This window comes from Natrialba swarupiae (assembly GCF_008245225.1).
Classification (GTDB): domain Archaea; phylum Halobacteriota; class Halobacteria; order Halobacteriales; family Natrialbaceae; genus Natrarchaeobius; species Natrarchaeobius swarupiae.
Genome location: NZ_VTAW01000031.1, coordinates 31266 through 42389, shown reverse-complemented (window position 1 = coordinate 42389; position 11124 = coordinate 31266). Strand labels below are relative to the sequence as shown.

The window sequence follows — 11124 nt, the reverse complement described above, 5'->3', positions numbered from 1 at the left end:
AGCCGCCGTCACCGTCCGAGGCGTAGTGGATGCGTATGCTCTCCGTGCCGGAATACGGCCGGAGAACGCGGCGACCGACGCCGCGTCGTTCGTATTCATGACGAGGTCCGGGTCCATACATAAGGCCGTCGAACGAGCAGCACATCGGAACACGATACCATGTGAAAAGGTTACACCGACCGGGGCCGCTCGAGCCGAGAGCAGTCACTCGAGATCAGGTGTCACGCGGGAGGAGGTCGGTCGGTCATTCCGCCCTTGTAGACGCGGTCGGACCGGATGATGCCCGCGTAGTTCGAATCTACGGACGCGCATGCGCAAGAAGGCTTCGTGTGTGGGCGAACCAAAAACCGATAGATGGGGGGACGAACACATCCGAGACGCCGAAAGCGACGAATCGGGAACGACACGCATCGATGCGAATAAACCACGTGGGTCGTAAGGGACGAACGAATGGTCCGGGACTCGATCGCCTCGGAGTCGACCCCACCGGCGGAGGAGATCTGCGCCGCGCTCGACGATCCCGACTGCCGAGAGATTATCCGGAATCTCGAGGAACCTATGACGGCTTCTGAGCTCACGAAGCGGTGTGACATCCCCCAATCGACGTTGTACCGAAAGCTCGAGTTGCTCACCGACTCGACGTTACTCGAGGAGTCGACCGAGATTCGCCGGGACGGTCACCACGCGAGTAAGTACTCGGTCGCATTCGACGAGATCACGCTCGCACTGGAGGACGACCGGACCCTCGGCGTGCAGATCGAGCGGCCGGCCCGGACGGCAGACGAGCGACTGGCCGAACTCTGGTCGGAGGTGCGAAAGGAGACATGAGCCCGTACGCTGAAGCGACCGAACTCGCCCTCGCGCTCGCAATCGTAAAGACGCTCGTGTTAGTCGTCGGGAGTGTCATCACGTACTTCGCATTCAAAGCCTATCGCCGGACCAGACAGCGGGCACTCGGGTTACTCGCGGGCGGGTTCGGTCTCGTCACGCTCGGATTGGTGTTGGCGGGAATGCTCTATGAACTCCTCGACGTGCCGCTGGCGATAGGGATCTTACTCGAGAGTCTACTCGTTCTCGCGGGCTTTGTGGTGATCGCGTACTCGTTGTACGTGCAGTGAGCGGTCGACGGTCGAGTCGCGGACCCAGTTTATCCGTCGTATCCGGCGAGAGATGGGATTTTGACGGCGTCGACGGTTGAGAGTTCCGTTCGGCGACGGCCACAGATCACGAACTACCGGTTTAGGGTGTGGATTGCGTGTCCGAGTGCGTTCTCGGCGGCTTCCATCACCGATTCGGAAAGGGTCGGATGGGCGTGGACCGTCGAGGCGACGTCCTCGAGGGTTGCGCCGAGTTCGATCGCGAGGCCGAGTTCGGCGATCAGCTCCGAGGCTTCGGGGCCGACGATGCTCGCGCCCAAGACGTACCCCTCCGACTCGTCGGCGACGATCGTGACGAAGCCGTCAGACTCGCCGGTCGTCAGCGCGCGGCCGCTGGCCCGGAACGGAAACTGGCCGACGACGGGCTCGAAGCCGGCCTCCTCGGCTTCCGTCTCGGTCATGCCGACGGTCGCGATCTCGGGATCGGTGAAGACGACGGCAGGAATTGCCTGGGAGTCGATGGCGGCCGGTTCGCCGGCGATCACCTCGGCGGCGACCTGCCCCTCCATGCTCCCTTTGTGGGCGAGCATCGGCTCGCCCGCGACATCGCCGGCGGCGAAGACGTGGTCGACGTTCGTACGCGCGCGCGAATCGGTTTCGATGAACCCGCGCTCGTCGGTCTCGACGCCGACGGCCTCGAGGTCGAGCGTGTCGGAGACGGGTTCGCGACCGACGGCGATGAGGATCTTCTCGACGTCGAGTTCCAGTCGTTCCGATTCGACCGCCTCCGCGCCCTCGGTTCCGCCATCGGCCGCGGCGTCGTCGGCTGGCTGTGCGACGAGGCGAACCCCGCCGTCCGGTTCGTACCACTCGGAGGCGGTGTAGCCGAACTGAAAGTCGACGCCGAGATCGCTCGCACGTTTTTTGACCGGTCGTTTGAGGTCGTCGTCGTACCCCGGCAGGATCGACTCGAGCATCTCGACGACCGTGACGTCGGTGCCGAGTTTCGTGAAGACGGTCGCGAGCTCCATCCCGATGTAGCCGCCGCCGACGATGGCCATGGAGTCGGGGACCGACTCGAGGGCGAGTGCCTGGCGGGAGTTCAAAATTGGCGGATCGTCGAACGAAAAATCGGGGATCGAGATGGGACGGGAGCCGGTCGCGACGATCGCGTGTTCGAACTCGAGGGTCTCCGACCCCTGTCCGTCGCCGCTGTGGGAGACCCGAACAGTGTGGTCGTCGACGAACGTGGCGGTTCCCTCGAGCAAGTTGACGCCGTTTGCCTTACAGAGTTTCTCGACGCCGCCCGTAAGCTGTGAGACGACCTCGTCCTTCCAGCCGACCATCCCCGAGAGATCGATCGCGGGGTCGGCGTGGATCCCCATCTCCTCGGCGTGGCGGGCCTCGTGGGCGACGTCCGTCGCGGTGATCAACGCCTTCGAGGGGATACAGCCGTGGTTCAGACACGCGCCGCCGTAGGCCTCTTTCTCGACGAGCGTGACGTCCAGATCGAGCTGTCCGGCGCGGATCGCAGCCACGTACCCCGCGGGGCCAGCGCCGATGATCAGTACGTCGGTTCCGGTGGTGACGTCTCCAACGACCATTACTCGAGCGAACGGGGCGAGGGGTTGTGTAGGTATGGGACGACGTCGGCGGGAGCCGGAGACCGGAGAGGTCGTCCCGCGCGATCACTCGAGCAACAGGAGTTCGGGGTTCTCGAGGTACTCCATGACGGTGTTCGTAAACCGCGCGCCGACGGCACCGTCGACAAGCCGGTGGTCGAACGACAGCGAGAGCGTCAACACGGACCGTGGCTCGATCGACTCGTCTCCGCTCTCGTCGGTCACAACGCGGGGTTTGCGCTTGATCTCGCCGATCGCCAGGATGCCCGCCTCGGGGTAGTTCAAGATTGGCGTCGCGTACTCGCCGCCGATACCGCCGACGTTCGTCACGGTGAACGTCGATCCTCGCAGTTCCTCGGGAGAAACCGAGCGTTCTCGAGCCTTCTGGACGAGTTCGTTCATCTCGGAGGACAGTTGCAAGAGGCCTTTTCGGTCGGCGTCCTCGACGACCGGTACCATCAGTCCGACGTCGGTGGCCGTCGCCACGCCGAGGTTGTAGTAATCGCGGTAGACGATCTCCTCGTGTTCCTCGTCGATCACCGCGTTCATCTCCGGGAACTCCTCGAGTGCGGCGACCACGGCTTTCATGATAAACGGCATGTACGTCAGCCGAATCCCCTGTTCCTCGGCTCGCGGTTTGAGCCGCTCGCGGGCCTCGACGAGGGCCGTCACGTCGACCTCGTCGTGGTGGGTGACGTGTGGGGCGCTGTACTTCGATTCGACCATCGCCTCCGCGATTCGCTTTCGCACCCCACTGAAGGGGTCGCGACGCTCGCGCTCGCCCTCGGCGAACTCGGGTTCGGTCTCCCCGGCAGCCGCCTCGCAAGCCTCGAGCGCTTCGCGGTCGGCCTGCTGTGGGCGGCGCTGGGGGTCGGCGTACTCCCGAACCGCTTCCGGAGTGACGAACGCCTCGCCGTCTCGCTGTTCGGCCGCAGGAACGACGTCGAGGTCGACGCCTTCCTCCTGAGCGATTCGACGGGTCGCGGGCGCGGCGAGCGTCCGCTCGCGATCCGACGATTCGACCTGTGGCGACGGATCGGCACTCGCCTCGCGACTCGGATCCTGACCCGCGGACTCCGCCCCTGCGCTCGCCGGTTCCACCGTGTCCGAATCGGCGGACGACGCTGATCCGGTTTCCGACGGCTCCGCCTCGTCGTCTTCCGTGACGCCCGCCGAACCGGCGGCGGCCCGAACGTCGACCGTAGTCACTCGCCCGTCGGGGCCGCTTCCCTCGAGTCTCGAGAGGACGATTCCCTCCTCGCGCGCCAGCCGTCTCACGCGCGGGGGCGCGAAGACCCGTTCCTGGGGCGTCTCGATCTCGGCCGTCCCGGCGTCGGGGTCGCCCGCGGGCTCGCCGCCGGTATCCCCCACGTCGTCGGTCGTCCCCTCGGACCCGTCGACGTCGGCCGGTTTGCTGGCGCGGTCGGCCTCGGGTTCTCGATCTTCCAGTTTGCCGTCGACGTCGAAGGTGACGAACACCTCGCCGACGGGGATGACGTCGCCCTCCTCGTAGCGCAACTCCCGCACTGAGCCGTCGACCGGCGCCGGGACCTCCACCAGCGCCTTGTCGGTCTCGACCTCCGCGACCGGCTGATCCTCGCTCACGTCGTCGCCTTCCGCGACGAGCCACGAGACCAGTTCGCCCTCCGCGACCCCCTCGCCGACGTCGGGGAGTTGGAACTTGCGGACCATCTCAGAACTCCATCGCGTTCCGGATGCCGTCTTCGATACGGGCGGCTTCTGGCAGGTAGTAGTCCTCGAGGGCGTACAGCGGGAACGGCGTGTCGAAGCCGGTGATGCGCTCGACCGGCGCCTCCTGATAGAGCAACGACTCCTCCTGGAGGGTTGCGATGATCTCGCCGGCCAACCCGCCGGTTTTCGGCGCTTCGTGGACCACGGCAGCGCGGCCGGTTTTCTCGAAGGAGTCGACTATCGCCGCCTCGTCTAACGGTGACAGCGTCCGCAAGTCGACCACCTCGACGTCGATCTCGCCGTCGAGATTGTCCGCAGCCTCGAGCGTCGGCCGAGTCATCGCACCCCACGTGTAGACGGAGATATCCGAGCCCGCGCGACGGACGGCGGCCTCGCCGATCGGCACCTCGTAGGACTCGTTCGGGATCTCCTCGCGAAACGCCCGGTAGATGAGTTTCGGCTCTAAGAAGATCACCGGATCGGGGTCACGGATCGCACTCGTCAACAGCCCCTTCGTGTCGTACGGCGTGGAGGGGACGACCACCTTGAGTCCGGGCTGGTGGACGAACATCGCCTCCGTCGACTCGGAGTGGTGTTCGGGCGCGCGAATTCCGCCGCCGTAGGGCGCACGAACGACCATCGGGCACGTAAATCTCGCGCGCGAACGCGTCCGCAAGCGCGCGGCGTGCGAGACGATCTGGTCGAACGCGGGGTAGATAAAGCCCATGAACTGGATCTCGGGAACAGGCTTCATCCCGTAGGCTGCCATCCCGATCGCGGTTCCGACGATGCCGGACTCGGCGAGCGGTGTGTCGACGACGCGGTCCTCGCCGAACGCCTCGTAGAGCCCTTCGGTCGCGCGGAAGACGCCGCCGTTTTTCCCGACGTCTTCGCCCATGACGATGACGTCCTCGTCGCGTTCCATCTCCGCGTGCAATCCGTCCCGAACCGCCTGTACCAGGGTGAGGTTTTCCGATTCTGCTGCCATCTGTTAACCCTCCAGTAGCGCGTCGTCGCCGTGTCGGTCGCGAACCGTCTCGAGGTACTCGAGTTGGCGACGTAATCGTTTTGGCATTCCCTCGTAGACGTGTGCAAAAATCTCCTCGGGGTCCGGCCGTTGTGTTCCCTCGACGGTGTCGATCGCCTCGGCGACCGCCGTCTCGATCCGTTCTTCGATGGCGTCGACGCGCTCGTCGTCCAGAATTCCCCGGTGGCGGAGGTAGGTCTCGAGTCGCGGGATCGGGTCCTTCTGTTTCCAGCGTTCGACCTCGTCGTCGTCGCGGTAGACCGAGGGGTCGTCGGCGGTGGTGTGTGCCCCAAAGCGGTACTGGACGGCCTCGATCAGCGTCGGCCGGGTCGCCCGTCCCGGCGCTTCGTCGGCGGTTTCGTCGGACTGTTTGGCCTTCTCGACCGCGTCGCGAGTGACCTTGTACACCGCGAGCGGATCCATCCCGTCGACCTGGACGCCCTCAAAGCCGTAGGCCTCGGCCTTCTGGGCGAGGGTCGCACTCGCCGTCTGGCGTTCTCTCGGAACCGAGATCGCCCACTGGTTGTTCTGACAGAAGAACACGTTCGGGGTGTCGAAGACGCCCGCGAAATTCAGAGCCTCGTGGAAATCGCCCTCGGAGGTCGCGCCGTCACCGAAATAGCAGAGAAACGCCTTGCGTTCGTCGGTGAGCGTCGAGGCCCACGCTGCGCCCACCGCGTGGGGGATCTGCGTCGCGATGGGAACCGCGACCGAGAAGATGTTGACGTCCTCGGGGATGTAGTTGCCCCGCTCGTGGCCCATCCAGTACAGTAAGGTACGCTCGAGGGTGAGACCGCGGACGAGGCCGACCCCGTGCTCGCGGTAGCTCGGGAACACCCAGTCCTCCTCGTCTAAGGCGTGGGCGCTACCGATCTGTGACCCCTCCTGGCCCGACAGCGGCGGATAGGTCCCCATCCGCCCCTGGCGCTGGAGACTTACCGCCCGTTCGTCGAACCGGCGGGCCAGGCGCATCTGCTCGTACATCTCGACGAGCGTCCCCTCCGAGAGGTCGGGTACGTCGGCCCCCTCGAGGACTCGACCTGCCTCGTCGAGTACCTGTACTCGTTCTCGGGGGTCGCGCTGTATCGTGCTCACGGGTGAACCCACCTGCACATATCCGAATAATATATCGCTCAGGATAAAGGATTTTCCCCGATATAGTTTACTATCTGTGAGATTATTGCCACACGACGACAGTGATTCGAGAGACAGGTAGACAAATATAGAGTCGACAGCGGGTTAGATTCGGGAATTATCCACGAGCGGTTTCAACACGTACATTCGACGACAGGTACCGCCACTACCGCAGCACAACACCTCGAGTGGAGAGACGCTCGAGGACGAGGCAGGCACTCGGGTGGCGGTACGTGAAAGTCAAAACCGATCGCCGAGCACTGACCGTTCCGAGGGTCGAACTGACAGGGTCATACGGTTTACTGGAGGTCGGTACCGCCGCTCCCGTGACCCGTTTTCCGGGAGCGGCGGGACACAGGGACAGCAATTCGTATCAGACTGTCCTGCGCGCCTCGTCGCGCGCTTTCTCGACGCTTTTGCCCTCTCGCAGGACGGCGTCGACGAACAGCTCGCCGGCCTTGTACGAGGAGCGAACCATCGGCCCGCTGGCACAGTAGAGGAAGCCTAACTCCTCTTCGGCGACCTGACGCCACGTCTCGTACTTGTCCGGGTGGTCGTACCGCTGAACCTCGAGGTGACTTCTCGAGGGACGCAGGTACTGACCGAGCGTGACGATGTCGACGCCGCGCTCGCGACAGTCCGCTAGGGTCTGGTAGACCTCGTGGTCGTACTCGCCGTGACCGAGCATGATCGAGGTCTTGGTGTAGGTGTCGGATTCACGCTCGACTTGCGCTAAGACCGACAGCGATTGCTCGTAGCCGGCCCGGCGGTCCCGCACGGGGTACTGGAGGCGGGAAACGGTCTCGACGTTGTGTGCGATTACGTCCGGATCGGCGTCGATTATCTTTCGTACCAGACGCTCCTCGCCCTGGAAATCGGGGATGAGCACCTCGACGAGAATGCCCGGATGGCGCGCTTTGATCTCGCGGATCGTCTCGGCGAAGTGGCCCGCCCCCTGGTCGGGGAGGTCGTCGCGGTCGACGCTCGTGAGGACGACGTAGTCGAGGCCGATCTCGGCGACCGCCTCCGCGACGTTTTCGGGTTCGTCCGGGTCGAGTGGCTCCATCCCGCCCGTCTCGACGTCACAGAAGTTACAGCCTCGAGAGCAGCGATCGCCCATGAGCATGAACGTCGCGGTGCCACCCCCCTCTCCCGCGGGTGGGTCGCCGTCTCCACCGGCGTGTTCGCCAGCCGAACCGCGTCTCGAGGACGACCGTCCCGACCAGCACTCGCCGAGGTTCGGACAGTTGGCTTCCTCACAGACGGTGTGGAGATTCCGTTCGCGCAGCGTCTCCCGAATGTCTGCGAACTCCCGTCCCGACGGCGGGCGGCTCTTGAGCCAGTCGGGCTTGCGTACGCTGCTCATACCAGTCTATTGGGGACGCGCCGTGAAAAATCGTCGCCATCACGAACCCGGTCGCGTTCGGCGATCAGTGCAGCGCTGTAACGCCGCCGTCGATGGCCAGCGGATGGCCCGTGATGAACGAGGCGTCGTCAGAGCAGAGCCAGACGGTTGCGCTGGCGACCTCGTCCGGTTGACCGAACCGATCCATCGGCCGGCCGATTATCATCTGCTCGACGTCGTCGGGGGCGGTCTCCAGTAATTCGTTCACCATCGGCGTTTCGATCACACCGGGACAGACCGCATTTATCCGGATCCCCTCGCCACCGAACTCGAGGGCAGCGCTCCGAGTGAGACCGACGACGCCGTGTTTCGTCGAGTTGTACGGCGTCATGTTCAAGTCGCCGCCCAGGCCAGACACCGAGGAGGTGTTGACGATGGCACCGCCGCCGTGTTCGAGCATGACGGGAATTTCTTCTTTCAGACAACGCCAGACGCCTTTGAGGTTGATCTCGTACAGGGAATCCCACGTGTCCTCGGTTTGTTCCGTCAGCGGAACCATCTCGGCGCCGATACCGGCGTTGTTGTGCGCGAAGTCGAGTTGGCCGTACGTGTCTACCGTCTCCTCGACCATCTGCTCGACGTCGGATTCGTCGGTCACGTCGGTTTCGACGAACGTGGCGTCGCCGCCGTCGTCTTCGATCTGCTCGACGGTTTCGTGGCCGCCGTCTTCGTCGACGTCCGCGACGACTACCTGCGCGCCTTCCGCAGCGAACCGTTTTGCAGTTGCTCGCCCGATTCCCGATCCGGCGCCGGTTACTAAGCCGGCCGTTCCTTCGATTCCCTTCATATCGGATACCCGTGCGTCCGTCGTTCACCTCGAGACGGCATAAACGACGAGCCTGAGTGGGACACCGCAGCCGATCTGCATTGATCCAACGCCGTATCGAGTGAAACGTATCCGAGGATCCGACGGAGTTCGAACGCCGTCCCGACGGATAGACGCCGAACGGACGATACAGTTAATTGGCCGACATCCCGAGTTTACGGTATGGTCCCCCTCGAGATGGGCTGGCGTCACCTGTTGTTCGAAAACTGGCCGGTCGCCCCCGACGTCGTCGACGCACACCTGCCCGACCGACTCGCGGTCGACGAACACGACGGGACCGCGTGGCTCTCGGCAGTTCCGTTCACGAACGTGGCCGTCCGTCCGGCGGGCGTTCCGCGGCGGCTGGGGATCCGCCTTCCCGAACTCAACCTCCGGACGTACGTCACCTACGACGGCGAACCCGCCGTCTACTTTTTCAATCTGGACGCCCAGGGGGTCGCGAGCGTCATCGGCGCGCGGCTCTTTCATCACCTGCCGTACTACTACGCGCGGATCTCCCTCGAGCCCCGTGAGGGGCGGATTGCGTTCTCGAGCCGTCGTCGCCACCCCGGAGCGCGGCCCGCCGAGTACGAGGCGACCTACTGGCCGACCGGAGCGCCAATCTCGGCGCCCGACGATCCGCTGGCTCGGTTTCTGGTCGAACGCTACAGCTTCTTCACCGAGGCGCCAGACGGCACGCTCCGGCGAACGGGCGTCGACCACGAACCGTGGACGCTCTATCCGGCGAGTGCCGAGGTCGAGACGAACACGCTGTTGCAGGCGAACGGCTTCGCCGTCCCCGACGCCGATCCCGTCTATTTCTACAGTCCGGGACTCGACGTCCGAGCGCGCGCGAGCGAGGTCGTAGGGGACGACAACAGGATCGGTGGTGAGCCCGACAGCACCGATTTCCACACGTAGCCACCCCATACCCCCGACAGATTTACGGCCAGCAACGGAATAGCGCGGGCCGATGGCGTTCGGCACGACCCCCGACTGGTTTCACATCAGCGACGACGAGGAAGTCGTCTGGGAGAGTCGACCGCACCCGATCGCGATGGGAACAGGCGTGCCGATCGCGATCGGTGTCGTCATCGTCGGACTGTTCGTCGCCGGCTGGACGGGAGCCGAGGGAGTCGGGATCTGGACGGTTCTTGGCGTCGTCCTCGCCGTCGCGGGCACTGCGGTCGTGGCCGCACGCTATCTGGTCTGGACGAACACCCGCTACGTGATCACCTCGAGTGAACTGTACAAGAAACGGGGTGTGATCTCGCGGGACGTCACCCAGTTTCGCCTGGACCGGATCCAGAACACGAGCCTGCGACAGTCGATGCTCGGCCGACTTGTCGGGTTCGGCGACCTGACCGTCTACACCGCCGGCTCGGGCGATCCGGAACTCACGTTCGAGCGCGTTCCCCGTCCCGAAGCCGCCTCGAGCGTGTTGAGCGATCGGCTCGAGGGGAGCGCGACGGACGAACCGGTTCGGTGAACGCTCGGATCAGAACGCCGTAATCGTGGGCGACGTTCTCTCGGTGAAACCACAAAGCCCATTACATCAACGGAGAACGGAAGCGGTACAATGGCACGACAGCAACTGCCATCGTCCGCACAGCCGGTATCGCGCGGGACGAGTATTGCGGCGAGTGCGGGGGTTGGCGTGCTGACCGCCGCAGTCGGCTACTTGATCACGTATCTAGCGGTCGCAAGCGAGGTTCACGAATCCCTCGGCGGGAACGTCGCCGAGTGGAAAGGCGTCGCCTGGTACTACTACAACGCCCACGCGGTCGACGTCCACGCCAGCGGCGAGATCGGTTCGTTCGGACGAGCCGAGACGGTAAACTTCATCACCGAGTCGGGCGCGACGAGTACGACGGTGCTCTATCTCGTCCCGCCGCTTGTACTCATCGGCGCCGGCGGATTACTGGCCTCTCACCTCGAGGCACGCGACCTCGGCGAGGCCGTCGTCGTCGGGGCACCGGTCACCGTCGGCTACGTCGTCGTGATGGGGCTCGGTGCCGTCGTCACCGAGACGAGCTCGGAGGCCACGTTCCTCGGCATCGAGGCGAGCGGAACGATGGGGCCTGCGGTCGTCCCCGCCGTTCTTCTCGCCGGCATCCTGTATCCGCTCCTGTTCGCGACCGTCGGTGCGACACTCGTCGCGCTCGTCGCCTCGCGTGGCGGGTAGACGCGAACGGAGCGCGGAGTTTCGGGGACGTCGGTTTCACCACGAATCATTTTTACATCCGCACGAAAGGTGTGAGAAGAAGGTTGACGCCAGCTCGTTTTCGCCAGACTGCAAAATGATAGGAGACGTTCGTCGAACATATCACATACCCGTAGAG

The 11124-nt window shown here is 64.5% G+C and carries 11 protein-coding genes; 5 read left to right on the top strand and 6 right to left on the bottom strand.

Going from position 1 to position 11124, the window contains the following annotated elements:
• Positions 1 to 450 precede the first annotated feature (450 nt).
• Positions 451 to 828, top strand: coding sequence for a winged helix-turn-helix domain-containing protein (locus tag FYC77_RS17370; RefSeq protein WP_149082759.1), 378 nt, complete (start codon positions 451 to 453; stop codon positions 826 to 828).
• The gene (locus FYC77_RS17365; RefSeq protein WP_149082758.1) at positions 825 to 1118 is read left to right on the top strand and encodes a DUF7521 family protein; all 294 of its coding nucleotides are present in this window, start codon (positions 825 to 827) and stop codon (positions 1116 to 1118) included. The genes FYC77_RS17370 and FYC77_RS17365 overlap by 4 nt, the downstream gene beginning before the upstream one ends.
• Before the next feature lie 113 nt (positions 1119 to 1231).
• On the opposite strand, the gene lpdA is transcribed toward FYC77_RS17365, so the two are convergent.
• From lpdA to FYC77_RS17335, 6 genes are all read right to left on the bottom strand, one after another.
• Positions 1232 to 2701 carry a dihydrolipoyl dehydrogenase gene (lpdA, locus tag FYC77_RS17360; RefSeq protein ID WP_149082757.1) on the bottom strand — a complete coding sequence of 490 codons (1470 nt, stop codon included), beginning with the start codon at positions 2699 to 2701 and terminating at the stop codon, positions 1232 to 1234.
• A gap of 84 nt (positions 2702 to 2785) precedes the next feature.
• Entirely contained in the window at positions 2786 to 4411 is a 1626-nt protein-coding gene (locus tag FYC77_RS17355; RefSeq protein WP_149082756.1) for a 2-oxo acid dehydrogenase subunit E2, read from the bottom strand.
• A 1-nt stretch (position 4412) separates the two neighbouring features.
• Entirely contained in the window at positions 4413 to 5399 is a 987-nt protein-coding gene (locus FYC77_RS17350; protein WP_149082755.1) for an alpha-ketoacid dehydrogenase subunit beta, read from the bottom strand.
• A gap of 3 nt (positions 5400 to 5402) precedes the next feature.
• Positions 5403 to 6533: a pyruvate dehydrogenase (acetyl-transferring) E1 component subunit alpha gene (gene pdhA, locus FYC77_RS17345; protein WP_149082754.1), complete on the bottom strand. Its 1131-nt coding sequence runs from the start codon at positions 6531 to 6533 to the stop codon at positions 5403 to 5405.
• 412 nt (positions 6534 to 6945) lie between these two features.
• The gene (lipA, locus tag FYC77_RS17340) at positions 6946 to 7938 is read right to left on the bottom strand and encodes a lipoyl synthase (protein ID WP_149082753.1); all 993 of its coding nucleotides are present in this window, start codon (positions 7936 to 7938) and stop codon (positions 6946 to 6948) included.
• A 64-nt stretch (positions 7939 to 8002) separates the two neighbouring features.
• Positions 8003 to 8764: an SDR family oxidoreductase gene (locus tag FYC77_RS17335; protein ID WP_149082752.1), complete on the bottom strand. Its 762-nt coding sequence runs from the start codon at positions 8762 to 8764 to the stop codon at positions 8003 to 8005.
• 201 nt (positions 8765 to 8965) lie between these two features.
• Between FYC77_RS17335 and FYC77_RS17330 the strand changes: the two genes are divergently transcribed.
• From FYC77_RS17330 to FYC77_RS17320, 3 genes are all read left to right on the top strand, one after another.
• Entirely contained in the window at positions 8966 to 9703 is a 738-nt protein-coding gene (locus tag FYC77_RS17330) for a YqjF family protein (protein ID WP_238387023.1), read from the top strand.
• 52 nt (positions 9704 to 9755) lie between these two features.
• Positions 9756 to 10271, top strand: coding sequence for a PH domain-containing protein (locus tag FYC77_RS17325; RefSeq protein ID WP_149082751.1), 516 nt, complete (start codon positions 9756 to 9758; stop codon positions 10269 to 10271).
• A gap of 90 nt (positions 10272 to 10361) precedes the next feature.
• Positions 10362 to 10967, top strand: coding sequence for a hypothetical protein (locus FYC77_RS17320; RefSeq protein ID WP_149082750.1), 606 nt, complete (start codon positions 10362 to 10364; stop codon positions 10965 to 10967).
• The last annotated feature ends 157 nt before the right edge of the window (positions 10968 to 11124 follow it).